Annotated in this window: 25 protein-coding genes; 6 read left to right on the forward strand and 19 right to left on the reverse strand. The window is 61.7% G+C overall.

What is annotated here, in order from left to right; genetic code table 11:
• Positions 1-33 precede the first annotated feature (33 nt).
• A complete protein-coding gene (locus tag FEF26_RS11595; RefSeq protein ID WP_138253701.1) occupies positions 34-1,074 on the reverse strand; it encodes an aldo/keto reductase in 1,041 nt (346 codons plus the stop codon).
• Between the two features lie 13 nt (positions 1,075-1,087).
• On the reverse strand, positions 1,088-1,969 hold the full coding sequence (locus FEF26_RS11600) for a sulfurtransferase (RefSeq protein WP_424991741.1): 882 nt from the start codon (positions 1,967-1,969) through the stop codon (positions 1,088-1,090).
• 135 nt (positions 1,970-2,104) lie between these two features.
• Here FEF26_RS11600 and FEF26_RS11605 point away from each other — a divergent pair, with 135 nt between their 5' ends.
• The gene (locus tag FEF26_RS11605; protein ID WP_138253702.1) at positions 2,105-2,947 is read left to right on the forward strand and encodes a sulfurtransferase; all 843 of its coding nucleotides are present in this window, start codon (positions 2,105-2,107) and stop codon (positions 2,945-2,947) included.
• Positions 2,948-2,958: 11 nt separating this feature from the next.
• Positions 2,959-3,585, forward strand: a complete 627-nt coding sequence (locus FEF26_RS11610; RefSeq protein ID WP_138253703.1) for a DUF1349 domain-containing protein — start codon at positions 2,959-2,961, stop codon at positions 3,583-3,585.
• 25 nt (positions 3,586-3,610) lie between these two features.
• On the opposite strand, the gene FEF26_RS11615 is transcribed toward FEF26_RS11610, so the two are convergent.
• Genes FEF26_RS11615 through FEF26_RS11625 form a run of 3 tightly spaced genes read right to left on the reverse strand, consistent with a single transcriptional unit; the run spans position 3,611 to position 7,548 of the window.
• Positions 3,611-5,383: a formate--tetrahydrofolate ligase gene (locus tag FEF26_RS11615; protein WP_138253704.1), complete on the reverse strand. Its 1,773-nt coding sequence runs from the start codon at positions 5,381-5,383 to the stop codon at positions 3,611-3,613.
• Positions 5,383-6,285, reverse strand: a complete 903-nt coding sequence (locus FEF26_RS11620; RefSeq protein WP_138253705.1) for a methylenetetrahydrofolate reductase — start codon at positions 6,283-6,285, stop codon at positions 5,383-5,385. Before FEF26_RS11620 ends, FEF26_RS11615 begins: the two co-directional genes overlap by 1 nt.
• A 12-nt stretch (positions 6,286-6,297) precedes the next feature.
• Positions 6,298-7,548 (reverse strand): glycine cleavage T C-terminal barrel domain-containing protein, encoded by a 1,251-nt coding sequence (locus FEF26_RS11625; RefSeq protein WP_138253706.1) that lies wholly within the window; start codon positions 7,546-7,548, stop codon positions 6,298-6,300.
• Positions 7,549-7,680: 132 nt separating this feature from the next.
• Between FEF26_RS11625 and FEF26_RS11630 the strand changes: the two genes are divergently transcribed.
• Positions 7,681-8,487 carry an IclR family transcriptional regulator gene (locus FEF26_RS11630; protein ID WP_138253707.1) on the forward strand — a complete coding sequence of 269 codons (807 nt, stop codon included), beginning with the start codon at positions 7,681-7,683 and terminating at the stop codon, positions 8,485-8,487.
• A 43-nt stretch (positions 8,488-8,530) separates the two neighbouring features.
• Here FEF26_RS11630 and FEF26_RS11635 read toward each other — a convergent pair whose 3' ends face one another.
• The 13 genes from FEF26_RS11635 to nirD form a co-directional block, all read right to left on the reverse strand.
• On the reverse strand, positions 8,531-11,083 hold the full coding sequence (locus FEF26_RS11635) for a GcvT family protein (RefSeq protein ID WP_138253708.1): 2,553 nt from the start codon (positions 11,081-11,083) through the stop codon (positions 8,531-8,533).
• Between the two features lie 98 nt (positions 11,084-11,181).
• A complete protein-coding gene (locus FEF26_RS11640; protein WP_138253709.1) occupies positions 11,182-12,339 on the reverse strand; it encodes a UDP-N-acetylmuramate dehydrogenase in 1,158 nt (385 codons plus the stop codon).
• Positions 12,340-12,466: 127 nt separating this feature from the next.
• On the reverse strand, positions 12,467-13,144 hold the full coding sequence (locus FEF26_RS11645; RefSeq protein WP_138253710.1) for a methionine ABC transporter permease: 678 nt from the start codon (positions 13,142-13,144) through the stop codon (positions 12,467-12,469).
• Positions 13,141-14,220: a methionine ABC transporter ATP-binding protein gene (locus FEF26_RS11650; protein WP_138253711.1), complete on the reverse strand. Its 1,080-nt coding sequence runs from the start codon at positions 14,218-14,220 to the stop codon at positions 13,141-13,143. Before FEF26_RS11650 ends, FEF26_RS11645 begins: the two co-directional genes overlap by 4 nt.
• Positions 14,221-14,280: 60 nt before the next feature.
• Complete coding sequence (locus tag FEF26_RS11655; RefSeq protein WP_166433015.1) at positions 14,281-15,174, reverse strand: MetQ/NlpA family ABC transporter substrate-binding protein; 894 nt, start codon at positions 15,172-15,174, stop codon at positions 14,281-14,283.
• Between the two features lie 427 nt (positions 15,175-15,601).
• Positions 15,602-16,387: an amino acid ABC transporter ATP-binding protein gene (locus FEF26_RS11660; RefSeq protein ID WP_138253713.1), complete on the reverse strand. Its 786-nt coding sequence runs from the start codon at positions 16,385-16,387 to the stop codon at positions 15,602-15,604.
• Positions 16,384-17,226, reverse strand: coding sequence for an amino acid ABC transporter permease (locus FEF26_RS11665; RefSeq protein WP_138253714.1), 843 nt, complete (start codon positions 17,224-17,226; stop codon positions 16,384-16,386). Before FEF26_RS11665 ends, FEF26_RS11660 begins: the two co-directional genes overlap by 4 nt.
• A 22-nt stretch (positions 17,227-17,248) precedes the next feature.
• Complete coding sequence (locus FEF26_RS11670) at positions 17,249-18,139, reverse strand: ABC transporter substrate-binding protein (protein ID WP_166433016.1); 891 nt, start codon at positions 18,137-18,139, stop codon at positions 17,249-17,251.
• Between the two features lie 109 nt (positions 18,140-18,248).
• Positions 18,249-18,701: a MaoC family dehydratase gene (locus FEF26_RS11675; RefSeq protein WP_138253716.1), complete on the reverse strand. Its 453-nt coding sequence runs from the start codon at positions 18,699-18,701 to the stop codon at positions 18,249-18,251.
• Entirely contained in the window at positions 18,701-19,150 is a 450-nt protein-coding gene (locus FEF26_RS11680; protein ID WP_138253717.1) for an FAS1-like dehydratase domain-containing protein, read from the reverse strand. The genes FEF26_RS11675 and FEF26_RS11680 overlap by 1 nt, the downstream gene beginning before the upstream one ends.
• Complete coding sequence (locus FEF26_RS11685; RefSeq protein WP_138253718.1) at positions 19,147-19,395, reverse strand: hypothetical protein; 249 nt, start codon at positions 19,393-19,395, stop codon at positions 19,147-19,149. Before FEF26_RS11685 ends, FEF26_RS11680 begins: the two co-directional genes overlap by 4 nt.
• Positions 19,396-19,435: 40 nt before the next feature.
• Entirely contained in the window at positions 19,436-20,191 is a 756-nt protein-coding gene (locus tag FEF26_RS11690; protein ID WP_138253719.1) for a sirohydrochlorin chelatase, read from the reverse strand.
• Between the two features lies 1 nt (position 20,192).
• A complete protein-coding gene (gene nirD / locus FEF26_RS11695; RefSeq protein WP_138253720.1) occupies positions 20,193-20,567 on the reverse strand; it encodes a nitrite reductase small subunit NirD in 375 nt (124 codons plus the stop codon).
• Between the two features lie 231 nt (positions 20,568-20,798).
• Between nirD and nirB the strand changes: the two genes are divergently transcribed.
• The 3 genes from nirB to FEF26_RS11710 are packed head-to-tail and all read left to right on the forward strand — an operon-like array spanning position 20,799 to position 25,481.
• A complete protein-coding gene (nirB, locus tag FEF26_RS11700; protein ID WP_138253721.1) occupies positions 20,799-23,468 on the forward strand; it encodes a nitrite reductase large subunit NirB in 2,670 nt (889 codons plus the stop codon).
• Positions 23,465-24,268: a uroporphyrinogen-III C-methyltransferase gene (cobA, locus tag FEF26_RS11705; protein WP_138253722.1), complete on the forward strand. Its 804-nt coding sequence runs from the start codon at positions 23,465-23,467 to the stop codon at positions 24,266-24,268. The genes nirB and cobA overlap by 4 nt, the downstream gene beginning before the upstream one ends.
• 22 nt (positions 24,269-24,290) lie before the next feature.
• Positions 24,291-25,481, forward strand: a complete 1,191-nt coding sequence (locus tag FEF26_RS11710; RefSeq protein WP_138253723.1) for a uroporphyrinogen-III synthase — start codon at positions 24,291-24,293, stop codon at positions 25,479-25,481.
• A gap of 136 nt (positions 25,482-25,617) precedes the next feature.
• Here FEF26_RS11710 and FEF26_RS11715 read toward each other — a convergent pair whose 3' ends face one another.
• Positions 25,618-26,460 (reverse strand): formate/nitrite transporter family protein, encoded by an 843-nt coding sequence (locus tag FEF26_RS11715; RefSeq protein ID WP_138253724.1) that lies wholly within the window; start codon positions 26,458-26,460, stop codon positions 25,618-25,620.
• Positions 26,461-26,693 lie beyond the last annotated feature (233 nt).

A 26,693-nucleotide genomic window follows, 5' to 3' on the forward strand; every position in this document is an offset into this window, starting at 1 on the left:
GTGAACACAAATCAAGAAAAGTGACTTATATGTTCACATGGAATGGGCTCCGGATGCTCGAGGCAAGAGCGCTTCACGGCCTCCGGACACCCACGCTGGCGAGAAACTGCGATCACCGCTCACCTCATCCGCGAGCGCATCCAAAGCGGCCACGAGCTCAACGCTGAGCTGGCCGTCGAGGCCGGTGAGAAGTTCATCAAGATGCTGAACATAGCGAGTGCCCGGGATGATCGAGAGTTTCAAGTCAGCACCAGCGGCCTTTGTAAACAGCCAGGCTAGGGCCAGTCCGGGGGTCGGCAGACCGGCATCCGCAGCCATCTGCCTGGCCTTGTTCGCCAACTGGTGATTATGACCAAGATTCTCTGGCGCGAACCAGGGGAACTTATGCCGAGCGTCGCTCTCCCCCAGCGCCTCGGGATCGAACCTATCTGTGAGAAGCCCGCGCGCCACTGGCGAGAAGGCGACGAACCCGATACCGAGTTCGGCGCAGGTGGGAATAACGTACTCCTCAACGTCGCGGGCGAAAATGCTCCATTCAGATTGGATCGCGGTGATCGGATGCGTCTGATGTGCTCGCCGGATTTCTTGTGCGGTGACCTCGGAGAGCCCGATGCTGCGCACTTTTCCTGCGCTGATCAGCTCCCCGAGGGCTCCCACAGATTCTTCAATGGGTACATCCGGGTCTGGTCGATGCAGGTAGTAGAGATCGACGTAGTCGGTGCCAAGCCGCTGCAGCGACAGGTCGATCTGCTCTTGAATATGCTCTGGGCGGCCATTGACACTGCGCTTGCCGGCCTCACCTTTTGGCTCGATGCCACACTTGGTAGCCAACGTGATGTCATCTCTGCGGCCCTCAAGGAACCGGCCAAGAATTGTTTCGCTCAGGCCCAAACCGTAGATATTCGCCGTGTCGATGAACGTCACACCACGGTCGTAAATCTCCTGAAGCAGCTTCAAGGCGGCCGGCTCGTCGATGGGACCGTAGGCCCCCGCGAGCGACATCGCACCGTAGCCGAAGGCGGTAGTGGTCAGTGTTTGACGGCCGGTGCCGAGGTCAGTGGTGCGCAGCGTCATATGGTTGGCCCCCTCAGCGTCCAGGTTCGCTGCCGACGGCGATGGGCAGCCGCACCGAGTTACCCCATTCGGTCCATGAACCGTCGTAGTTGCGGACGTTCTTGTAACCGAGCAAGTGCTTCAGCACGAACCACGTGTGGCTGGACCGCTCACCGATACGGCAATAGGCGATAACATTTTCCGCCTCGCCCACTCCGGCTTCGTCCTTGTAGATCTGCTCGAGCTCATCACGGGACTTGAAGGTACCGTCGTCGTTGGCTGCCCGCGCCCAGGGCACCGATGAGGCCGTGGGGATATGACCACCTCGCAGTGCGCCTTCTTTGTCTTCGAACCCTGGCGCAGAGGTGACTTCACCGGTGTACTCAGCCGGTGAGCGGACATCGACCAGCGGTCCGTTTCCGATGTGGGCGAGCACATCTTCACGGAAAGCGCGCCATTGGTCATCATTGCGACGGGCGGGAACAGGGTACTCGGCACGAACGGGGGTGGGAACCTCAGTGGTGACTTCCCGGCCCTCGTCGATCCATTTCTGACGTCCACCATCGAGCAGTCGGAGATCATGATGACCGAACAACGTGAAGACCCAGAGCGCATAAGCCGCCCACCAGTTGGATTTGTCACCGTAGAAAACCAACGTGGTGTCGGGAGTGATGCCCTTGGAGCCAACGAACTCAGCGAACTGTTGTTCATTGATGAAGTCCCGAGCGACTGAATCATTGAGATCGGTGTGCCAGTCGATCTTGATGGCTCCGGGGATGTGCCCTGTTTCGTAGAGAAGCACATCTTCATTGGACTCCAACACCACCACATTGGGGTCATCTTTGTGCTCTGCGAGCCATTCGGTGCTCACAAGAGCATTCGGGTTGGCGTACTGCATCAGATCCTTAGTCATCATGGCCTGCCTCTCAGTTGGGTTGCCTTCAATGTGTCACAGCGGACACAACAACATGCATCCACGTTAACGTCCATGACAATCCCTGCCCCGGCCCCAGAGAAATCGGAGATCAGGGAGCCTTGTAAAGTCAGTGGGATGGACCCTCTGATTACTGCCGAAGAATTGCACGGGTTAGTATCCTCGAATTCATCCAACCTGCGGATTCTGGATGTGCGCTGGAAACTGGGGCGCGCCGATGGCAGGTCGGAGTACATTCACCGCCATCTGCCAGGTGCGGTGTACGTGGATATGGACACTGAACTATCCGAACCCGGCCGTCCAGCACATGAAGGCCGGCATCCGCTGCCGTCCTTGGAACGCCTTCAAGCGGCCGCTCGCCGGTGGGGACTCCACGACGGTGACACGGTCGTGGTCTACGACGACGCGAAGAACACCTCCTCAGCGCGAGCCTGGTGGCTCTTGCGTCACGCTGGTCTCTCTAATGTTCGAGTCCTCGACGGCGCTTTGGCCAGTTGGATCCGCGCCGGGTACCCCGTTGAAACAGGTGAGGTCCACCCGACGTCCGGCACCGTCTCCCTGCGCTACGGAACCCTGCAATACCTGACCATGGCCGACGCCGCCGAGTTCAGACAGCGTGGCACACTGCTGGATACCCGCGCCTCCGAACGCTACACCGGCGAGAGTGAGCCCTACGACCCCAGGCCAGGGCATATTCCCGGGGCAGTGAATGCCCCCACCACGGGCAATGTGGATGAAGCGGGCCACTTCCTCGCACCCGCGGACCTGCGCAGCCGATTCCTACAGGTCGGGGTAGACCCGGAGAGGCCTGTCGCAAGCTACTGCGGATCGGGCATCAACGGCTGCCACTCCACGCTGGCATTGGAGATCGCCGGCTTCGAGGCCGTGCTGTACCCAGGGTCCTTCAGCCAGTGGTCCAACAATCCAGACCGTCCTGTGGTGCAAGGGGACAATCCCTGAGGGGAAGCATCATGAGCGCCACGCATCACATTCCAGGAATTCCTTTTCCACTGACCGCCTCCGAAGACTCCACATGGACTGTGGACCCTTCCGAGAAGTCCGTGAAAGTCAATGCGGCACCGCGCAGCGATATCTTTGTTGATCCGGGTTCTGACGGCCAGGTGGGCGCGGAGACACTTCTCAATGCCGCCACTTTGCTGGCAGACCTGCCAGACGGTGACTTCCAATTCAGCGCGCGGGTATCGGTGGACTTCCTCGCCATGTTCGATGCTGGTGTGCTTCTGCTCTGGATGGACGAACGGCACTGGGCAAAGCTGTGCTTCGAGTACTCCCCAGAGGGCGAGCCGATGGTCGTTTCGGTGGTCACCCGGGAGGTCTCCGATGATGCCAACTCCTTCACCGTCCACGGCGGGAGCATCTGGTTGCGCGTGTCCCGGACTGATGGTGTCTACGCCTATCACGCCTCCAACGATGCGCAGACCTGGCGCCTGGTGCGGATCTTCGTTCTTGACGCCCCGGGCAGTACCGCACAGATCGGTTTTGAAGCCCAGTCACCGACTGGAGATGGCTGTGCCGTGACATTCAGCCAGCCTAACTTCTCCACCCAACGTCTGGCGCACTTCCGCGACGGCAGGTGATCCCGGTCTACGTGACCACGCCACATCAGAACAGGCCGATGACCTGGCCCTCGGCGTCGATGTCGATGTTCTCTGCTGCGGGGTTCGCCCCCAGCCCGGGCATGGTCTGAATGGTTCCGCAGATGGGGTAGACGAACCCTGCCCCAGCAGACAGCCGCACTTCTCGGACCGGGAGCCGCCATCCGCGCGGCGCCCCCACCAGTTTCGGGTCCGCGGACAGCGACAGGTGCGTCTTAGCTACACACACCGGCAGCCGACCGTACCCGGCCTCTGTGTAGGCGGTGAGATCCTTGGCAGCCCGGGGGGAAAGGTCGACCCCGTCCGCCCCGTAGACCTCGGTGGCGATGGTCTCAATCTTCTCAACCAGCGATTCTTCGTCCCGGTACAGAAGACGGAACGCTTCAGGTTCCTCAGCGGCCTCCGCCACCGCGTCTGCAAGTTCGAGTGCCCCGGCACCGCCGTCGGCAAAGTGCGTGGAGACTGCGCACCGGGCGCCTTCTTCGGCGGCGACCTGCGCGATCACCTCATGCTCGCTGGCAAAGTCGGTGGGGAAGGCGTTGATGGCTACCACAGGGGTGACGCCGTGCCGGCGGATGATGCCCAGCTGGGCGCGCAGATTCTCGGCCCCTTCGCGGACCTCCTCCGGGCTCTCCTTCAGCATCTCCTCTGGCAGAGGCCTCCCGGCAACCACCCGGTGCCGACCTGAGTGCACTTTGAGCGCGCGAACGGTGGCCACCACCACCGCGGCGTCCGGGGACAGCCCCGAGACCCGGCATTTGATGTTGAAGAACCGTTCGGCTCCCATATCCGCAGCGAAGCCCGCCTCGGTGATCAGGTAGTCCGCAGTGCGCACTCCGATCAGGTCTGCCACCACTGAGGAGTTCCCGGTGGCGATATTGCCGAAGGGCCCGCAGTGCACCAGCGCTGGCGTGTGTTCCACAGTCTGCAGCAGGTTTGGCTGGAGCGCTTCCCGCAGCAAGACGGTCATCGCCCCGGCAGCCTTGATGTCCTCGGCTGTGACAGGTTCACCGTCCCCGGTGGTGCCCACCACAATCCGCCCCAACCGGTCGCGCAGCTCCTCCAGCGAGCGCGCAAGTGACAAGGTGGCCATGACTTCGGATGCTGCGGTGATGTCGAACCCTGACTGCTGGAGGGGTCCGTTCGACGCCGCCCCTCCACCGGCAGGGCCCATCCCGGTGACGATCTGCCGCAGTGAGCGGTCGTTGACGTCCATCACCCGCCGCCAGGTCACCCGTTCCGGATGCAGACCGGAAGGGCTGCCGCGGTGCAGATGATTGTCAACCATGGCGGCCAACTGGTTGTGGGCGGCAGTGACAGCGTGCAGGTCCCCCGTGAGGTGCAGATTCAGCCGTTCCATGGGCACCACCTGGCTCCAACCTCCTCCGGTGCCACCGCCCTTGATCCCCAAAGTGGGACCCAGGGAGGGCTGCCGGACCGCGATGGTGGCCCGACGCCCAGATTTTTGCAGTCCTTGCCCAAGGCCTACGGCGGTGGTGGTCTTGCCCTCTCCCAACGGTGTTGGGGTGATGGCAGTGACCAGGATGTACTTCCCCGCCGGACAGTCAGCGAGCCGGCCGATCGCCGCCAAGTCCACTTTTGCCACTCCGCGCCCATAGGGTTCGATGAGGTCTTCGGCGAGGCCCATCGCTGCACTGATCTCATGAATCGGCCGCAGCTGTGTCCTGGCGGAGATTCCAAGACTGTCCTGAGCGGTCAGCGTCAGACTCGGCTGCTCGCCGGGGCCCCTGTCGCTTGTGGAGTGGGCCGTTGCGGTCATCAATGATCTCCCTCTTCGAGCCAGGTCAGCAGTCGTTGCCGCCAGATTTCCGTCTCTTTTAGCGCGTTGAAGGTGTACAGGTGAAGACCGGAGACGACGTCGCCTTTGCTCACCAGACCTGCCACCAGCGGTGTGGGATCGAAATGGCCGGAAGTGGCCAACCGCATGGCCAGGCCAGCCTTGCCGGATGCGAGAAAACGCAGAGAATCCCCGACGCCGATCCTCCCGGCGATGCGAAGAAGCCGCGCTGAGCCCACCGCGCCGGGAACACCGGCATACACCGGGAGGTTCACGCCGCGGGCACGGAGCCCTGTGGCCCAGTCGCTTACCGTCTGCGGGTCGAAGCAGAGCTGACCTACCACGCAGGAGGCCCTTTCGGCCTTCTGCGTGAGGGACTCATCAAGAGTTCGCTGGGAGATCTTGGGGTGCCCCTCCGGGTAGCCCGGCACACCGAGTTTCAGCTCAGGTGCCAGCCGGTGCACAGCTGCCAGGAGCTCCCAACCACTGGCAAATGCGGCATCTTGGGAGGCGGTCCCCTTGCCCCGCGAGGCCAGTCCATCCGCTTGGTCTCCGCCGACCACGAACACTTCCTGGATCCCTGCAGCCTGCAGACGGCCCATGGTGTGAGGAAGTGAACCCACCCGATGTTGAGTGGCCGCAAGGTGCGGCACCGCCCGGAAACCCTGACTGGCGAGGTCTTCTGTGGTCTCAAGCGTGGGGCCGGGTCCTCGAGTCGGTGAGGCTGTGATGGTGACGGTGGCGCCGACAGGCAGGTGGGCGACGGCGTCGTCGACGATCCCGTCCAACGGCAGCACCTCAAACCGGGGGTGGGCCAGCAGTTGACGCAGGGCGTGCCGGTGGGCCGGGGACACCAGGGAGTCAGCGGGCAGCTTGGGATTCACTGGTGGGCGCCCTCAGGTCCCCGTGAGCAGGTGACCGTTGCCGGCGTCGAAAGACTGTTTGGGGATGTTCTTGGTGGGATCGACGAACGGCTTTGGCACCACCACTGCGGGTACCGCTCCGGAGGGTGTCTCGATCTCCAGCTCGGTGCCGGTTTCACTGAGACCGACAGGCACCATGGCGTAGCCGATGTTCCGCTCCAGACGCGGGGAGAAGCAGGCGGAGGTGACCTCTCCGACTCTGTGTCCGCTGCGCCAGACGGGGAAGGCTTCGATCATTGAGCCATCGTTGAAGGTGCCCAGCGCGGGTCCTCCTATAGTCACGCCGGCAAGCCTTCGGGTGACGCCCTCCTGTTTGATGCGCCTCAGCGCGTCCTTACCGATGAAGTCCGCCTCCTGGTTCAGGTCTACCATCCAGTCATACCCCATACCTACCTCGAACGGATTGGTCTGGTAGGTGATGTCGCAGCCGTGGGCGAGAATTCCGGCTTCGATTCTGCGCATGTGGCAGGGCCCTATGACCTTCATTCCGAAAGGTTCACCAGCGGCCCACACCGTATCCCAGAGCCGAACGCCCTCACGTGAGGCGTTCTTGACGTAGATTTCGAAGCCCAGTTCGGCGGTGTAGCCGGTCCGGGAGACGATGACCTCCATACCGTCCAGCGTGTACTCCCTGAGCCGGTAGTAGCCGATGTCGAGTACTTCTGGGCCGAAGATCGCGGCCATGACTTTCCCCGAAAGCGGCCCCTGGACTTGCACGGGGCCGACGTCAGCCTCCTCGATCGTGACGTCCATACCGGAGTTGTGCGCCAACCCGCGGGCCCAGAGAAGGATGTCACTGTCAGCCAAGGAGAGCCAGAAGTGGTTCTGGCCCAGACGCAGCAGAACAGGGTCATTGAGGATCCCTCCGTCTTCAGCGGTCAGAAAGACGTACTTGCACTGGCCGACCTCGCATTTGTTGAGATCACGGGGCACAAGCATGTTCGTGAAGGCGAAGGCGTCGGGTCCGGTGATTTCGATTTGCCTCTCGACGCCCACATCCCACAGCGTCACGCCCTGGAGCAGCGCCCAGTATTCGGCCACCGGATCACCGTAGTGCCGCGGGTGGTAGGTGTGGTTATAGACGCTGTACATCGCTACGCCGTGGCGGCGGGACGCCCAGAAGAAGGGGGATTTGCGGAGCCGGGGATACAGAAGGATCCGGGGGTCCGGGATGACGGCTTCGGCGCCGTCGGAACTGGCAAGCGTTTCCGTGTTGAGGGTCATGAGAGCCTCCCTGCTGTCACATCATCGGAACACTTCCAGCATGACATTGTGTCGCGTATCACGCAATAGGTTGCACCATGCGCGACACTGACGCTTGCCATACAGGCCCCCAACCGGCATGCTCAACACATCATGAGTACCGAAACCACACCCTCCACCCCCTTCGCAGACTCTCCGGTGAAGTCCGTTGACCGCGCCCTCACGATCTTGAGCATCTTGGCACGCGAGGGTGAGACCAGTCTCAGCCGGATGGCCCGGGAGCTGGGGGTGCACAAGTCCACCGTGGGGCGCCTTGTCGGGACGCTTGTGCGCCACGACCTCGTAGAAGCTCCTGATGGTTCCGGCGGGTACCGGCTCGGTGTCGGTTGTCTGCGCCTAGCAGGCGCCACGGCCACGCGATTGGATCTCAGCGTGGAGGCCCAACCGGTGTGTGATGAGCTTTCGGCGGAAATTGGGGAGACCACTACGGTGGCCGTCACCCGCGACGGCGTCGCGATCAATGTTTGTCAGTCCGAGGGCAGCAGTACAGTCGCGATGCGCAACTGGATTGGCCAGCACACCGCCCTGCACGCAACGTCGAATGGGAAAGTGCTGCTGGCTCACCTTCCGGAGGAGGAGCGCACGGCCCTGCTTGGCGCTGGCCTGACTGGCTTCACTGAGCATACGCTGATCTGCCCCGAGGCGCTCGCCGAGGAGCTCCACAGCATCCGCAGCCAAGGCTGGGCGTTCGCCGTGGAGGAATTTGAGGAGGGACTCAACGCGGTCGCTGCCCCGGTGTTCGACCACAGTGGCAGAGTTGTCGCCGGCATCAGCGTCGCCGGACCCTCCTATCGGCTACCGCCGGCCAGGCTTCCGCTGGTTCGCGAGTCGGTGATCCGTGCTGCTGGGGCCCTGTCCCGTCGACTCGGGTATAGGGGCAACCCCATCACTGAGCAATGACCCTCTCTGGTCTGGTGACTGCGCTGTAGCGCGCGAGAACTCGTCAATTTTTGACTCGATCATGCTCCGGGTCGAAAGGCGCCGTCCGGCCCACTGCTAACACCTCGGCTGGAAGCAACGTCCCTAGGTACTCGACCTGCAGCCGGGTGCCGAGGACTGCCCGCTCCGGTGGCAGGTAGGCAAGCATGATGTAGCGACCCAACGACGGCGCCGGCCCTGCGCTAGTGACATAGCTGCGCCGCCCTCGGCCATCCACCAGGGGTGAGCCCTCGTCGTCTAAGACGGGCTCATTTCCGCTGGGGAACCGGGGTCCGGCAACCCCTCCCCCTCTGAGGGCCAAAGTGCACAGCACCGCTGCCGGCTCCTGGACTCGTGCCGTCAAGTAGGCGTCCCTGCCCAGGAAGTCAGCGTCCTTAACCTTCGGAAGGGCAAGACCGGCTTCTACTGGGTCGCGATCCGGGGCGAGCTCAGCCCCGAAGAGCCTGTGCGCCTTCTCCAACCGTCCAGTTGTGCCGTACACCCCTGCCCCAGCAGCGATGAGCCCCTCCGGTCGGCCGGCTTCCCATAGGGCGTCCCACAGCGCCAGGCCGTGCTCCACCGGCAAGTGGATCTCCCATCCGAGATCACCCACATAGGAGATGCGAACCATCAGCGTGGGAATTCCAGCGAGCACTACGTCCCGGGCTGTGCCAAATCGGAAGCCTTCATGGGAAACGTCATCGTCGGTCAGTCTCTGCACAATACTGCGAGCCTGGGGCCCCCAGAGTCCTATCGCGCAGGTAGCCGAGGTCATGTCATGGATCACCACGCGACCCTCATCGAGTTCAGCCCCCAGATGGCGGCGGAACCAGGCGAGGTCGCGAGCGCCGTCGGCTGCTCCCGTGATGACCCGGAAATGCTGCTGTGCCAGCCGCACAATGGTCAGGTCGGAACGGAACCCGCCTCGGACATCAAGCAGCGGAGTGTAGATGACCCGGCCCACAGCACGGTCCACATTGGCCATGGCCAGCCGCTGCACTCCGTCCAGGGCACCGGCGCCGTAGATGTCGATGACGGTGAATGAGCTGAGATCGAACATCGCAGCCCTTTCCCTCATGGCCAGATGCTCAGCTTCAATAATTGGTGACCACCAGCGGGAGTCCCACTCGTGGACCCGGTGATCGATGCGTCCTGCGTACTCAGCGATCAGGGGCGCGTTGGCCGCGTACCACTGAGGGCGTTCCCAACCGGAGACCTCGAAGTACTCCCCGCCGAGGGCATGCGTGCGTGGGTGGAACGGACTGGTGCGCATCGGGCGGCTACTGGTCCACTGCTCTCGCGGGTGCGCGATTCCATAGACTTTGGGGAAGCCCTCTGCCGCGCGGGCACGGACATGGCGTCGCGTCCTCCCGTGTGGGGAGACGCGGGTGATGTCGGCACCGTGGATGTCCACCTCGGGGGCGCCGTCAGTCATCCATTCGGCCAGCGCGCGCCCCACGCCTGGTCCTTCCTTGATCCACACAGCGGCCGCCGACCACAGTCCCTGAACTTCTGCAGTTTCTCCCACCAGTGGAGCACCGTCGGCGGTCAGGGACAACAGTCCGTTGATCGCTTGGGTGACCTCGACGCCGTCGCGGCTGTGTTGACCGAGTAGTTCGGGGTAGAGCTGCCGGGCGTGGGCTAGCTGCGTCGCGAAGTCTTGCTCGGTGAAGGGCATCTGAGTCGGCGAGTTCTGGCCCGGGGCCCCCAGCGGGGGGATCTCAGTGGGCTCATGCAGGATCGGCCGGTGTGCGTATGAGCCCAGCTCCAAGTCGGGTCCCCGCTGGCGGGCATACATGCGGGCGTCCATATCGCGGACCAATGGCACCGAGATCCACTCCTCAGTGGCTGCGAGCTCAGGGATTGGGCCAAGGTCAAGCATCTGGTGGACGGCTGGCACCAATGGGATGTTCGCCCCTGCGAGGGCGGCAATCTGTGGGCTCCACACGCCGCAGGCAATAACGACGTATTCAGCCTCGACCCTGCCGCGGTCGGTTTCTACTGCACGGATTCGGCCCCTGAGGCCACCGTGCGGCTCGGCATCGACCTCAAGCCCAGTGACCTCGGTGCAGTCAGCGACCTGCAGGGCGCCTAAGCCCAGAGCCCGGGTTCTCATCAGTTCACCGGCACGCACAGCGTCGACGATCGCACCGGTGGGGGTATGGAATCCGGCGAGCAGCAGATCCTCCCGGATCCAAGGCATGAGATTTTTCACCTGTGCCGGACTGATCACCTCGGCATCGATTCCCCAGGCGGTCGCCGAGGTCATTCGCCGGCGCAGCTCCTGGAGACGCTCCGGCGTGCGCGCAACCTCGATGCCACCGCATTGGGTCAGTACTCCGAGTGCGGTGTACTGGCGGATCGAGTCCAGAGTGAGTTCGGTGATCTCCTTGGAGTGGTCCACCGGGAAGACAAAGTTCGACGCGTGGTCGGTGGAGCCTCCGGGTTCAGGCAGAGGCCCCTTGTCGATCAACAGGATATCCCGCCACCCTAGTTCGGCTAGGTGACGGACAATAGAGCTGCCGACAATACCCGCCCCGATGACAACAACGTGTGCCCGGTCAGGAAGATTTTCCATCGCTCTCACCACCATTGCTGGGCGACCTTGATCCCTTGATCATATCCCAGCGGTCGGGCCGTGAACCATAGCCTGCTGGGTCAAGGGCCTCAAGAGAGTCAGAGTTCGCAGCCGATCAGCACAGGCTCGGGGTGCAGGGTGATGCCGAAGGTTTGCTGCACCTGGTCTCGCGCGGCACGGGCCACCGTAAGCAGGTCCTCAGTGGAGGCGTTTCCGCGGTTGGTGACCGCCAGGGTGTGCTTTGTGGACAACGCTGCTCGCCCCTCCGCAAGACCGGTCCCATCTGCACCACGGCCCAGTTCCGGCCCATCAGAGAGGCCGAATCCCTTTCCGCAGCCAGCCTGGTCAATGAGCCAGGCGGCCGAGAGTTTGACCAAGGCCTGACCATCCCCGCTGTAGCCGGCAGAAAACCGGGGAGTGCGTTCTGGCAGCTCAGACAGGCGCGAGGCCGCGATGATGGGGTTGGTGAAGAAGCTCCCGGTGGACCATGTGTCATGGTCGGCTGCGTTGAGCACCATCCCTTTGCTTCCCCGGAGCTCCAGGACTTTGTGCCGCACATAGGGCAGAGGGGCACGACGGGCCGATTCTTCGGCAGTGTGATCCAGTCCCAGTGCATGCGCAAGCTCCGCATAGCGGACCGGTCCGGAGAGCGGTGGACCAGCTTGGTGGGTCAATCGGAACGTCACAGACAGAACCACGTATCGAGGCGAACCTGAGATGGTGGTGCGCTTGAGCAGTGAGTCGCGGTACCCGAACTCAAGGTCCTTGTCCCTCAGCATCAGGATGTCTCCGGCGGACCGGTCCCAGACCCGCACTTCCACGATGGTCTGTGAAACATCGGCCCCATAGGCACCCACATTCTGCACCGGAACTGCGCCCGTGGCACCAGGGATCCCAGAGAGGGTCTCTAACCCACGCAGCCCACGCTCCACCGTCCACGCCACCACGGCGTCCCAGTCATGGCCTGCGGCAACACTGACATCGACGGCGTCGTCACCTACAGGTTCTGCGGTGAGCCCGGTAAATGCGAGCTGAAGAACTGTCCCAGGAAATCCGTGGTCGCTGACCAGAAGGTTGGACCCGCCTCCGAGGACGAGGAGTGAATCCTGCCCGGCAGTCCGGACCGCTTCGTCCGGAAGCGGATGTGACTGGAGGACATCGATGGCCTGGGCTTCGCTCCGGGCCACGATCCACTGACCTGCTGGACCACCCACCCGTGCTGTGGTGTGGTCGGCGAAAATCTGCGCTGTGCTCACCACCCAAGCCTAACTGTGGAATGCCCTGCAGCTGGACGTACAGGAGGCCCGGCAGCTGCACCGTGCTGCCGGGCCTCCACCCATCCACCCCTCGGGACATGCCCAGTGATCACCGAGGGGCAGGTATTTAGCGCCGCAGGACCTTTCGTGCGGCAAGGTTGCCGAGGATCTGCAACAGATGCACCATGACGATCACTGCGGCCACAGCCAGCCAGGTCACTTCCGGACGGAACCGCTGGTAGCCCTCCACGATCGCGAAGTTGCCCAGTCCACCTCCGCCGACGATCCCAGCCAGGGCGGACATATCGATCATGGCGATGATCACGAAGGTGAAGCCGAGGATCAACGGCCCGAAAGCTTCCGGCAAAATGACCGTGAAGATAATCCGAGTCCGTGAAGCACCCATGGCACGTGCTGCTTCTATCACTCCGGGGTCAATGGTGACCAAGTTCTGCTCCACGATCCGCGCAATACCGAAGCTGGAGGCCCACACCATGGCGTGGATCACTGCAGTATTTCCGATACCGGTCCCGAGCATGCTGATGGTCACCGGTTGCAGGGCGGCAATGAGGATGATGAACGGTATCGGGCGGATGGTGTTGACCAGGAAGTTCACCGTCCAAAACACTGGGGCGTTTGCCAATAGACCGCCGGCCCGTGTGGTGTAGAGCAGCAGACCCAGCGTCAAGCCGATCCAAGCAGAAATTGCGAAGGCGAAGACGACCATCTGGATGGTCTCACCGAGTGCGTCAAACAGCTCAGGACCGTAGTAGTCCCAGTCGAGGTTCCGGTATGTATCAATCATCGCGGCACCTCTTCCCCGTCTCTGACCTCTTGGACTGGAGTGGCAGCTTTCATCGTCTCCACGAATCTCTGCACTGCGTGGTGCTCTCCCTCCAGGGCGAGAGTGAGCAGCCCGAAGCTCGCGTTCTTGGTGGTGTTCATGCCGCCGTGGACGATTTCGAATGCGACGCCGTGTTCTGCTGCTCGACCCAGCACGCTGCCTACCGCTGACGAGTCTTTCAGTGAGACCGTGACGAGCCTGCCTGTGGTGTGCTGACGAATCCGGCCGATGTCCTCCGGCGTCGGCCTATCCTTCAGCGCCGAACCGACAAAGGTGACCTCGCCGTCGTCGCGGGGGTTGGAGAAAATGTCGTATACCCGGCCTTCTTCGATGATCTTCCCTTTGTCCATGACAGCCACCCGGTCTGCAATAGACCGGATGACTTCCATCTCATGGGTAATGGCCACGATGGTGATACCAAGTTCCTCATTGGCTCTGCGCAGCAGTCGCAACACCTCCCCTGTGGTGGAGGGGTCCAGTGCTGAGGTGGACTCATCAGCGAGAAGAACGTCCGGTTTGACCGCCAAGGCGCGGGCGATGCCGACCCTCTGCTTCTGACCACCGGAGAGCTGCTCGGGGAAAGCCTTGGCCTTATCTGCCAATCCGACGAATTCCAGCAGTTCGTGGACTCTGCGCTCACGATCGGCTTTCCCCCAGCCCGCCACTCGCAGCGGGTAGGCGACGTTGCCAGCCACGTTGCGTGACTGAAACAGGTTGAACTGCTGAAAGACCATTCCGATGCGTGACCTCACATGGCGCAGCTTAGACTCGGAGAGGCCCGACACCTCATGGCCGAGCACGGTGATGATGCCGGAGGTTGGCCGTTCAAGTCCGTTGATCAGGCGAATCAGAGTGGATTTTCCGGCCCCCGAGAAGCCGATGACTCCGTAGACCTCCCCCTTGTCGACAGTGAAGGAGACATCATCTACGGCGGTGACCGCGGATCCCCTTCCACTGCTGAATCTGCGCGTCACATGGCGGAACTCAATGAGTGGGTCTCCGCCGGCGCGAGCATCAGTGGTGCCGTCTGTGCTCACTTCTTTCCTTTCCTTGGTGCCGGTGTGATGGGCTGAGATGGGCAGTCCCAGTCCGTGGTCTTAGTCCTCGTTGCTCAACGCTTCTTCATAGTCCGTGAGTGCTTCACGCAGCTCTTCTGCGGTGACATCATCCACGGGAACGGATGTTCCGTTGGAGCGCTCGTCCATGATGTCGAGGACGCGTTCGTCGTGGTAGAGGGATGCGATCTCTTGGAGAGCTTCATTGTCAACGTCTGCTTCGCGGACTGCGAAGGTGTTGATATACGGGAATGCGGCCGGGTCGGAAGCGTCATCGGAAAAGATGCCGTCGTTGAGCGGGTCGAGATCAGCGTCTTGGGCGAAGTTGTTGTTGATGACCGAACCCTCGACTGACTGCAGAGCGTTGACGGTCTGCGCCGCGTCCACCGGCTGCACCTCCACGGTGGAGGCTTCCTCGTCTATGTGCCTCGGCTCAGGCTGAGACGTCTCCTCGGACAGTTCGAGTAGGTCAGCGGCGACGAGGACGTTGATGGCACGCCCTTGGTTCACCGCGTCGTTGGGAATCGCAATGGTGTCGCCCTGCTCGAACTCACTCACATCGCTGTATTCGTTGGAGTAGAGAGTCAGGGGAACAATCTCAGTGGGCCCGATCGGCAACAGGTTGTCGCCCGTGCCTGTGTTGTGCTCAGCGAGGTAGGCAATGTGCTGGAACCAGTTGGCATCCAGGTCTCCAGCAGCCAACGCGGGATTAACTTCCGGGTAGGTGGAGAAGTTGACGAGCTCGATCTCGTAGCCGTACTCCTCCTCAGCGATTCTTGCCAATTCCCGGTGTGCCTCATGCTCGTTGGCGACACCGATGGTGAAGGAGGTCTGATCTTCTGGGATGGCGTCACCGCCTTCTTCCTGACCGCATGCGGTGAGGCTGAATGCCAGGGCGGCGATCAATGCCGTTGATGTGGTGATGCGAGTAATCATGGGGGTGTCTCCTTGTGTGGGCATGCAGATCGGCAGGCATGGGTCGCCGGCCGCTCACGTGAATGAGAGTGTGGGGAAATCTTGCCCTCCCCACAAGGGCTTAGTGGGTCAGCACCAGTGAAGTGTGACCTGGGGGCTCGTTGACGAACACATTCGTCGCATCGTAAGAAGTCATCCTCTAAGTACTGCTCTTGCCCGCCCCGGGCAGTGACGCCTAGAGGCGCCAGAAGCGGGCCGCATCTGAATCCAGACCACCCGTGAACATGGGGTTGGTGTGCGGCTCGAAGTGGATCGTGCCAGCCGCAACTCGTGATGCAGTTGCCAGCATAGCGCCGGACCCCGTATATGCTGGTGAACACGCGTCATAAAGTGACACATATGTTCATGCTGTGGTTCTCCTGAGTGGCCCCATGTGGCACTGGGGGCGCTACTCGCCTAAGGGGTTGAGCACCCGACGCAGGAAGTCCTGCGTCCGGGGCTGAGTCGGCGCACCAATAACCTGCTTCGCAGTCCCCTCTTCCACCACCACACCCTTGTCGAGGAACACCACTCGGTCCGCCACTTCCCGAGCGAAGCCCATCTCGTGGGTGACAACGATCATGGTCATGCCGGCTCGGGCCAGGTCCCGCATGATGGCGAGAACTTCGCCGACAGTCTCTGGGTCCAAGGCAGACGTGGGCTCATCGAAGAGCATCAGACTTGGCTTCATCGTCAGCGCGCGGGCAATCGCCACGCGTTGCTGCTGGCCGCCCGAGAGCTGTGCTGGGCGCCGATCAGCGAGGTGCTTCAGACCCACCAGGTCCAGTTGATGCAGCGCTTCCCGCTCAGCTTCATCCCGTGATTGCTTGAGCACTCGGCGCGGGGTGATTGTGCAGTTTTCCAGGACACTGAGGTGTGGGAAGAGGTTGAACTGTTGGAACACCATGCCGATCTGCCGCCGCATGGCATCTAAGTTCACATCCAGATCTGTTGCCTCGAAGTCACCGACTGTGATGCGACCGGCATCCGGATCCTCTAGACGGTTCACGCAGCGCAGCAGCGTGGACTTGCCGGATCCGGATGCTCCGATAAGGCACACCACTTGCCCAGGGCTGACAGTCATGTCGATGCCCTTAAGCACTTCAACGTCCCCGAAGGATTTATGCAAGTCATCAATCACCACGCCGGCGGGGTCACTGATTACCTGTTCTGGGGTTCCTACCAATTCGCTCATGCAACCCCTGACGTGACGGGTGAGGCGGTGGCCTTCTTCTGCCGCTTCCGCGAAGACCTTGCTGGGGATCTTTCCTCCATGCGCCGGGCGAGGATGGACAGCGGGACCGTGATGATCAGATAGCAGATGCCAGCGACAACTAGAGGGGTCATTCCCGCTTGATACATGGTGATGCCGTCGCGGCCCATTTTTGTCAGTTCCGCAGCGGAGCCGGCCATCCCGACCACGAAGATCAGTGATGAGTCCTTGGTCAAAAGGATCGCCTCATTGGTCAACGGCGGTAGGACAATCCGGAAAGCTTGCGGTATTTGGATCGTCACCATGGCTCGCCAGGCAGGCATTCCGAGGGCCCGGGCGGCCTCCATCTGGCCCTTGGGCACAGCTTGGAGTCCGGCCCGGATGGTCTCGGCAATATAGGCCGCACCCACTATGGCTAGCGCGGTGGACGCAGTCTGGAGTGTAGAGAGGTTCAGGCCGAAGGCCAAGGAGGCCCCGAACCCGAGGGCGATGAACACCAGGATCGCTGGGATACCGCGGAAGAACTCGATGTAGATCGTGGCGATCCACCGGTAGACCGGGAATGAGGCTATGCGCATCAACGCCAGAACTGTGCCGCCGATCAGTCCAAAGATGAACCCGAAGAACGTGTACCGCACGGTGTTCCAGAGCCCGACCGTGATGACCTCAGGGAACATGGCCATCACGGGCTCAAGGTTGAAGAAGCTCCGCTGTACCGCCGCCCAGTCAATGATGATGATGAGCACGACGACGACCCCAGCAAAGATCGCTGCCTGGATTCCTAGGGAGAGCCTAGCCCTGTCCCGGTTGGATAGCGCCATAGTGAACTGCGCCTAGCGGCGCTCAGTCCTCATCAGCGTCGTCTTCGTCGGCTTCGTCCTCATCCTCGGCCTCTTCCGGAGTCTCGGAGCGGAACCATGAATCCTCAATCTCCTCCATGGTGCCGGAGGCGTCGAGCTCTGCGAGGACTTCATTGACGGCGTCGATGAGCTCTTGATTCTCCAACTGCGCGGCAATGCCCAACTGCTCGCCCGTGTCGATCTCTTCAACGAACTCGAAGCGCTCGTCGTCACCTGCCTGGTAGCCGATGATGGAGATATTGCCTACGATCGCGTCGACCTGACCGGCATCGAGACCCTGGAGCATCAGCCCGGAGTCCTCATACTGGGTAACGTCGAGGCCTAGCTCGTCTTCAGCGTAGTCGTGACCGGTGGTGGCAGCCTGAACACCCACTGGAACGCCGTCCAGATCGTCAGTGGAGGAGATGCCGGAGTCGGCAGTCGCGAGGAGACCCAGGTTGTCGTCCAGGTACGGCTCGCTGAAGAGCATGTTTCCGGAACGTTCCTCCGTGATGGTCATGCCGGAGATCGCCAGGTCGCAGTCCTCTGCGTTGAGCGCCACTCCCGATTCGATGCCGTCCCAGGAGGATTCAATGATTTCCAGCTCTAGACCTAAAGCATCCGAAATGGCTGTAGCGATGTCGATGTCGAAGCCGACGACGTTTCCGTCGGTGTCGTAGTACTCGAACGGTGGGTACGGCACATCCGAGCAGATTTGCAACACGCCTTCTTCGAGCGTCGCGACTTCAGTGTCGAGCTCAACATCGGCTTCCACCTCCGCCTCCGGCTCGGCGTCGTCTGCTGCATCGTCGTCACCGCAGGCGGTGAGTGCCAGTGCCGCGATGGAGACCAGCGCCAATGGCTTCAGCCAGGGCTTGTCCGTGTGTTCACTCATGCTGGGCATGTGATGTCTCCCTTGTCAGGTGGTCGTCGCACGCCCTTAGGGGTGCGTGCTGCTGGAGTGATTATATGCAGGCTCAGTGTTTCGGCTTCGTGTCGGTCCCTCAGTCCAACACGACGACGGCTTGGGCCTTGGTGAGCACTTTGTCTCTCTGCTCACCGGAGGCCAGTTCAACGGTGAGGTCTATCCGCGCAGTCTTCGCTTCTGCGTCGAGTTTGCCTACCTTGCCGGAGACTTCCAGCTGAGCGGTAGGGGTTTCCGGGGAGCCGTGGGGAGGTTCGGGAACTGGTACGGGTTTGGTGAATCGTGTCTGGTAGTCCACCACCTTGGCTGGGTCCCCGGCCCACTGGGCTACGAGTTCAACGGAGACCCCCATGGTGAGCATGCCGTGTGCGATCACCCCATCGAGTCCGACTTCTGTGGCGAAACGGTCGTTCCAGTGGATGGGGTTGTGGTCTCCGGAGGCCGCCGCGTAGCGAATGAGGTCTGCGCGGGAGAGCTCCACGGTGCGGTGGCCGATGCTCTGGCCCTTTTCAAGGTCGGCAAGCTGCGGCATCAGTCGTCTCCTTCATCGGTCCGGACCAACAGTGTGGAAGTGACCGTGGCGCGTGGGTCGCCGTCGTGCGTGATTTCTGTGACGGTGGTGACCATGGCACCGGCGCCCATGAGCCGAATCCGCTCCAGGGTTGTGGCCGCATTGAGGGTTTCACCAGCGGTAATGGGGTGGTGGTGGACGAATCGTTCATCGGCGTGCACTACGCGGGAGAAATCGATCCCTGCCTCAGGGTCGGCGACCACTGCCGCTTCTGCCCGCTGGGAGATCACCACGCCGAAGGTCGGCGGAGCGAGCAGGTCTTGGTGCCCGAGGTCGGCAGCGGCTTCCAGGTTGTGGTGTGCTGGATGCTCCGCCTTGACGGCAATAGAGAATTCTCGGACTGCCTCCCGGCCCACCTGATAGGTGATGGCGGGGTAGGTGTGCCCTTCCCGGGCAGTGTTGATGCTCAACCCTGGCTCTTTCTCTCGCGGATGATGTGCACTGCCTGGCGTTTGCGCAGACCAATGCCGGTCACGTGACTGATGATGCCAGCGGCGATGAGCACGATTCCGGTGGTGCGGGCCGGGCCAGAATCTGCGACTGCGGCGAAAATGAGCGTGAGGATGCCCAAGAAACTGCAGGCCATGCCCGCGATCAGCGCGGCACGGTAGGCGGGCGTCCCGGAGTTCCACGGGTCGAACGGCTTCTCAGTCATGGTGGGGAATATCCTACCTGGGGATGCCCCTGCTGAACCTTCAGAGCCTCGCGAGCCCCTGGTGGAAACGGTCCAACACGATATCCGGCAAGCCGGGCGGAACATCAGCGTTACCTCCTACGACATCCAAAAGGGGCCCTGTGGAGATATCTGCCCCCTGCCGGGTCATCATGTTCTGGAAGTAGCCTGGCGCTAAGAGATAACTGGCAATCACCACTCGTTTGTCCGGGTTCGCCGCCCGGGCCGCGGAAACAGCGTCGTGGACGGTGGGTTGCGCGAATGACAGGTACGAGTCCTGCACCGGGCAGCCGAGGCGTTCGGCAAGCATGTCGGCAGTAGTTTTCACATCCTGGACGGCTCCGGCGTTGGACGAGCCAGCTGCTCCCAGAATGAAAACATCGGTGGCGGGGTCAGCCCCGGACTCACTGAGTCGTTGTTCAAGGGCGTCAACAAGCCGCGCATCGGGCCCCAATGCCCCGGCAACAACCACGGGCCGCCCAGCCCCAGCTGCTTCGGCAGCCTTCCGGAGGTCAACGTTGACGTGGAAGCCTGCTGACAGAAGAAGCGGCACCAGCACAGCTGGCTCTTTCGGGGCGTATCCGGAGAGGACCGACTCGGGGTCAGGTTGCTGGACGTCCACATGCCCGAGCTGGATATCGGTGACTGATTCTGACCCGGCGGCCTTGATCACGGTTTGTTCGACTAGCCCTTTGACGGCGTCCTGCCCGGCGGGGTAGTTCGTCCCATGTGAAATCGCGGCCAGTACGGCAGTCCTAGCTCCAGCAAACACAGGCATCTCAGAGGAAGACCAGCACCTGGCCGTTGACCACTTTGGTGGGGTAGGAGGTCAGCGCCGGCCCCGGTTCGGAGAGACATTCACCGGTTTTGAGGTCGTAGACCTGCTTGTAGATCGGTGAGGCTAGCGTGGTCTTACCCTTGGATGACCCTACGATCCCCCGGGCCATCACGTTCGCCTGCGCGCGGGGATCCCAGTGGTCCACCGCGCAGACATGGTCTTTCGGTAGACGCACCAGCGCGATCTGCACCCCGGACAGAAGGGCTGCTTCACCCCAGAAGGGTTCCAGCTCGTCCAGAGGACACACTGTCCTCCATTGGCCGCTGAAGTCTTGGTCCGATGATGCGATCACCTGATCTAGAACCTGCGTAGCCATAGTGGGTCCTTTCGGGACGACGTTTCGCTGGGTGTGCAGGTTTCACAGTAGTGGCACCTAATTTCTGCCGGAACACTGCGGTGTAACGTCCGCATGAAGCTGGCCTCACATCCTTAGTTGAGGCTGGTGAGGGCACCGTCACATACGCCTCACATGAAGGACACTGCGCGGAAACGCGCTCTCCCTAAGGTTGAGTCAACGCTCGGTAATCCACCTGGGAAAGGTCGTCCAATGTCTGGTGCCCCACCGTTCACGCGTCACGTGGTCGTGGTCGGCGGCGGACCTGCCGCCCACCGCCTGACAGAAGCACTGCTCTCCCGCGAGCGCCCTGGCCTGCATGTCAGTGTCTACTGCGAAGAATCCTCAGCGCCCTACGACAGGGTGGCGCTGTCGAAGAGGTTCGATGAGCCTGAGAATACTCTGCTGCTGGGAGACGCCGCCCTGTGGGACGACCCTCGAGTAGCTCTGCATACAGGCCAACCCGTAGTGGCATTGGACCCATCTGCCAAGACTGTCACTTTGGCCGACGGTGAAGAGGTCGCCTACGACGACGTAGTTCTCGCCACCGGCTCATCGGCCCCCCGCCCTGGGATTCCGGGGCAGGATGAGATCGCCGTCTACCGCACTATTGATGATGTGGATTGGTTGGTCCGCAGAGTGGAAGAACTCAAGCGCCAACTGGGCAGAGACCCGCATTGCGCTGTGATCGGTGGAGGCCTGCTCGGCCTGGAGGCCGCCGGCGGTCTTGCGGGGCAGGGCGCCGACGTGAGCATCGTGCACTCACGCGGACATCTCATGAACGCCCAGTTGGATGAAGGTGGCGGCCGAGCACTCAACCGGCTTCTGGCCCAGGAGGGCTACAACCTGCAACTGGGAGAGCGCCCGAAGGCACTGTCCAGCAACCACGGCGGACGCTATGGGTACACCCTCGAATTTGAACGCAGCAGCCATGTGCCCTGCGATCTGGTCGTAGCAGCCATAGGGATCACTCCACGTGATGAGCTGGCAGTGGAGGCAGGGCTAACGGTCGGTCCCAGCGGCGGCGTCGTCATCAATGACACCTGCCTCACATCAGCGCCGAACGTGTGGGCAATCGGCGAGGTGGCCTGCTTCGAAGATATCTGCATGGGGCTGGTGGCGCCCGCCAATGCGATGGCGGAGGTGGTCGCTGACCAGCTCTGCGGCGGACAGGCGAGTTTTGAAGGTTTTGACACGGCAGCCAAGTTGAAGCTTGCGGGAATGGACGTCGCAAGTTTCGGAGACACCTTCGGAGGGACCCCAGGCGCGCTAGAAGTCGTCTACGCCGACCCCGCACAGGGGCTCTACCAGAAACTGGTTGTCACTGACGACGCCAGGACTTTGCTGGGCGGAGTTTTCGTGGGAGATGCCGGCCCCTACACCTCGTTGCGTCCACTGTTGGGCCGTGAACTGCCCGCCGAGCCGGCCGCTTTCCTTTCGGCACCCAGCGGCGCAGAAATTGACCTTGAGCTACCTGATGACGCCCAGATCTGTTCATGCAAGGACGTCTCCGCTGGCACCGTGCGTGAAGCCGTCTCAGGTAGAGATGGCGCGGCGCCCTGCAAAACTATGGGAGCGCTCAAGGCCTGCACGACTGTAGGCACTCAATGCGGGTCCTGTATTCCGCTAGCCAAGAAGGTCATGGAAAAGGAGATGCTCGCCCAGGGAGTGGAAGTCACACGGGCAATGTGCGAGCACTTCTCGCAGTCGCGCTCTGAACTTTTCGAGGGGGTCCGCGCCGCTCAACTGCGCTCATTCACGGAAATCGTCGACCACTTCGGCACCCCGGCCGACTCCTCTGAGAACCTCGGATGCGATGTGTGCAAACCTGCCGTCGCGTCGATGCTCGCCGCCATGCACGACGAATACATCCTCGGCACTGGCCATGGTGGGCTCCAGGACACCAATGATCGCGCCCTGGCGAATATGCAGAAGAACGGCACCTACTCTGTGATGCCGCGCATTCCAGCTGGAGAGATCACACCAGCAAAACTGGCGGTCATCGCGCAGGTTGCCACCGACTTCGGCTTATACACCAAAATCTCAGCTGCACAACGGATCGATCTTTTCGGAGCACGACTCGAACAGCTTCCCAGCATCTGGGCGCGCCTGGTGGACGCCGGTTTCGAATCGGGGCAGGCATACGGCAAGGCATTGCGGAACGTGAAATCCTGCGTGGGCAGCACCTGGTGCCGCTACGGTGTTCAAGATTCAGTTGCCATGGGCATCTTCCTCGAGAACCGGTATAAGGGCTTGCGGTCCCCACATAAGATGAAATTCGGCGTCTCCGGATGTGCCAGGGAATGCGCCGAGGCCCGCGCAAAGGATGTGGGAGTCATCGCCACTTCGGACGGTTGGAACATGTACGTCGGCGGTAACGGTGGCGCTACCCCTGTGCATGGGCAGCTCCTAGCTAAGGACCTCGACGATGACACCCTGGTGGCCTACATCGATCGGTACATCATGTATTACATCCGGACCGCTGACCGACTCCAGCGCACTGCACGGTGGATCGAAGAACTCCCCGGGGGCGTTGACCACGTCAAAGACGTCGTGGTTCACGATTCCTTGGGAGTAGCCGCAGACCTTGAACACAGCATCGCCGAGCATGTAGACCGATATGAGGACGAGTGGGCGGCCACATTGCGGGATCCGGAGAAACTCCGCCGGTTCCGCAGCTTTGTCAACGCGCCCGAATCCCCGGACACGGACCTGAAATACGTTCTCGAACGTGGGCAAATCCGACCTGCGACCGATCAGGAGCGGGACTCAGCTGATCTTGTGCTCATCGGCCCCACGATTCCGGTCCGCGAAGAGCTTAGGAACCAAGGCCATGGTGTTTCCTCATCCACGGCCGTCGCTTTAAAGGAGACTGGGATATGAGTGTGGGCCGCGTAACTTTAGTGGGCGCCGGGCCAGGCGCCGTCGATCTGATGACAGTCAGGGCCCGAGACGTGCTGCTCACCGCCGATGTTGTGCTCTACGACAGGTTGGCTCCGACCGAGGAACTGCGTTCCTGGGCCCCGCATGCTGAGCTCTTTGACGTGGGGAAACGTCCCGGACACCACCGGGTGTCGCAGGAGAACATTCACCAAATGATCCTGCGGTGGGCGCTAGAGGGAAAACACGTGGTGCGGCTCAAAGGCGGCGACCCATTTGTGTTCGGACGCGGCTGCGAAGAGGTCGCAGCATGCCGGGAGGCGGGCGTGCCGGTCACCGTCGTTCCCGGAGTGACTTCAGCAGTGTCGGTTCCCGCCGCAGCAGGCATACCGGTCACCGCCCGCGGAATCAACAGAGCGTTCACGGTCATTTCAGCCCACGATCCCTTGACCGAAGATGAGTTCAACGGACTGGTCACATTGGGTGGGACTATCGTGATCCTGATGGGAATCGGGACCCTCGGGCACACTGTGGAGGGCCTGATGAGACACGGATTGTCGAGACAGACCCCCGTTGGCACTGTCGAGAACGGCTATTGTGCTGACCAACGTGTCACACTGAGTCAGCTCGACGCTGTTCATACGGTTGCCGCCACCCAGCGATTGCGTTCTCCAGCGGTCCTGGTCATCGGTGAAGTCGTTAAACTGGCTTCCAACGGACCTGAGACTGGAGAAGCTTCCGCAGTCTATGGGCGGGTACTACAGGCAGCTTCGGCAGCAGCTTTCCCGACCGCCGCCCTCTGACCCAGAAGGAGCCGCATCCACGTTGAGCTCACACTCCCCCGAAGAACCTGTCCCCGACCGTCAGCAGAAACCTGATGCGCTTCCCCGGGAAGCTGTCGCTGCGCCGTCGCTACCGCAGACTCTGTCCGGGTTCCGTATAGGGGTGACCTCGGACCGGCGCAGCGAAGAGCTGATCGCCGCGTTCCAAAGACGTGGAGCGGAGGTGACCCACGCTCCTGCGCTCCGTATTGCGTCACTGACGGAATCGGTCACTCTTCAGCAGGAGACCAACGCAGTAATTGCCTCGGCACCGGACTACGTCATCATCACCACCGCATATGGTATGCGCCGCTGGGCGGAAGCGGCCGAGACCTACGGCGTGTGGCCAGAGCTCTACGAGGCGCTCAGTGGTGCCAGTATTTTGGTGCGAGGGCCCAAAGCGCGTGGTGCGATCCGCGCCGCGGGTCTGGACGATGACGGGGCTGCTGAGGATGAACGCACCGACACCATGCTGGACATGCTTCTGCAGAAGGACATTCGTGGGAAAACGGTCGCCTTTCAGCTCCACGGCATGCTGAACCATCGTCAGGTACACCGCATAGAGGACGCTGGGGCAAATGTTTGTACGGTCATGCCGTACACCTGGACCAAACCCGCTGAAGACTCTGATCTGTTGAAGATGATCAACGCCGTGATCGAGCGTCAGCTGGACATGGTCACCTTCACCGCAGCCCCGGCAGTGGAGGCTTTTCTTGGGGTAGCCCAGCAGTACGGCAAACGTGATGACCTCGTGGATGCTCTGCAATCAGATGTCTTGACGGCCGCGGTCGGGGCGGTCACTGCGAATCCTTTAGCAGACGCGGGCGTTGAAGCCATCATTCCGGACCGGTGGCGTCTTGGTGCCCTGATCAAGAAGGTCTGCGACCATTTGGAGTCCCACCACATCGTCAGGGCGGAAACCGCACACGGTGCCATGGAGATCCGCGGTCACCAGGTGCGATTCCCGCAGAGCGAAGCTGCCCCGGTGCGGCTGCCCCCAGCACCCCTGGCGCTCCTGCGCGAACTGGTGATGGCGAATGGTGCGGTGCTCAGTAGGGACGAGCTGCTGGCAGTGTTGCCGCATTGCGACAGTGAACGTGCTCTGGAGATGCTGGTGTCCCGGTTGCGCAAGTCGCTTCAGATCTCTTCGGTGGTTCAGACCGTGGTCAAACGCGGATACCGGCTCGCTATCTGAACTTTCGCTTTCGACGAGCGGGCGCTCGGCCGCAAGGCAAAGACTGATGGCCCCATCCCTCTTTGCCTTCGAACACGTGGGTTTCCGTGTCGGCAAGGAAAGATGAGGCCGATCAGCGCAGTCCCAGACCTGGAGCTTACGCGCCAGCTGGAACCTTCTCTGCCTCCACCTGGAGTTCGCGGCTGGGTCCTGTGCGCCGGTGGGTGATGTAGATAGTGAGTCCCACAAACATGAGTCCGCCCAGCAGGTTGCCTAGAACGGTCGGGATCTCATTCCAGATAAGATAGTCAATGACGGTGAAGTCTCCACCCATCAGCAGCGCTACGGGAAACAGAAACATGTTCACAATGGAATGTTCGAATCCCATGTAGAAGAACAGCATGATGGGGAGCCACATGCCGATGACTTTGCCTGGGACGCTGTCCGACATCATGGCCGCGACCACTCCGGTGGAGACCATCCAGTTGCAGAGGATCGCCCGGACGAACAACGTGAGCATGCCAGCCGCGCCGTATTCGGCGTAACCGACGGTCCTACCATGGCCAATTTCCATCAGAGCGACCCCAACTTCATCGGGTGGGGTGGCGAAACCCGTGGTGAAGTAGATGGCCATGAGCACCGCAACGGTGAAGGCTCCGAAGAAGTTCCCAAGAAATACCAGGCCCCAGTTGCGGAACATGGATTTCACGGTCACCCCGCGGCGCTTATCCAGCAGCGCTAGTGGTACGAGGGTGAAGACCCCGGTCAACAGGTCAAAACCCATCAGATACAGGAGGACGAATCCCACGGGGAAGAGCATGGCTCCCACGAGGGCGCTGCCTGTCTGCGCGGTGATAGTGATGGCGAATGCTGCTGCTAGCCCGAGGATCGCACCACCCATATAGGCGCGGATCAAGGTGTCTCTGGTGGACATGAACGACTTTTGCGCGCCTGCGTCGATCATGCGGAGAGCCAGGTCCGACGGTTTCACATAGGACATGAGTGTCTCTTTCTAACGGAGGCAGCCCCTCACATTCGGGGCGTGGTTCATCCAACACTGCCCTGTTGCCGTTTCCGCGGCATTGTCAGGTCGTTAAACCAGTGATAATCCCGCCTCACCAACCTCCGCGGGCGTTGTGAGGAGAATGCTGCCCGCTTATCAAAGTGGGGTTATAGGCAAGAATGTGTGTACACGTTGGCCCCGGATCCTTGATCTGACGCCGATGTAGGGTC

This window comes from Nesterenkonia salmonea (assembly GCF_005771525.1).
In the GTDB taxonomy this organism is placed as follows: Bacteria; Actinomycetota; Actinomycetes; order Actinomycetales; family Micrococcaceae; genus Nesterenkonia; species Nesterenkonia salmonea.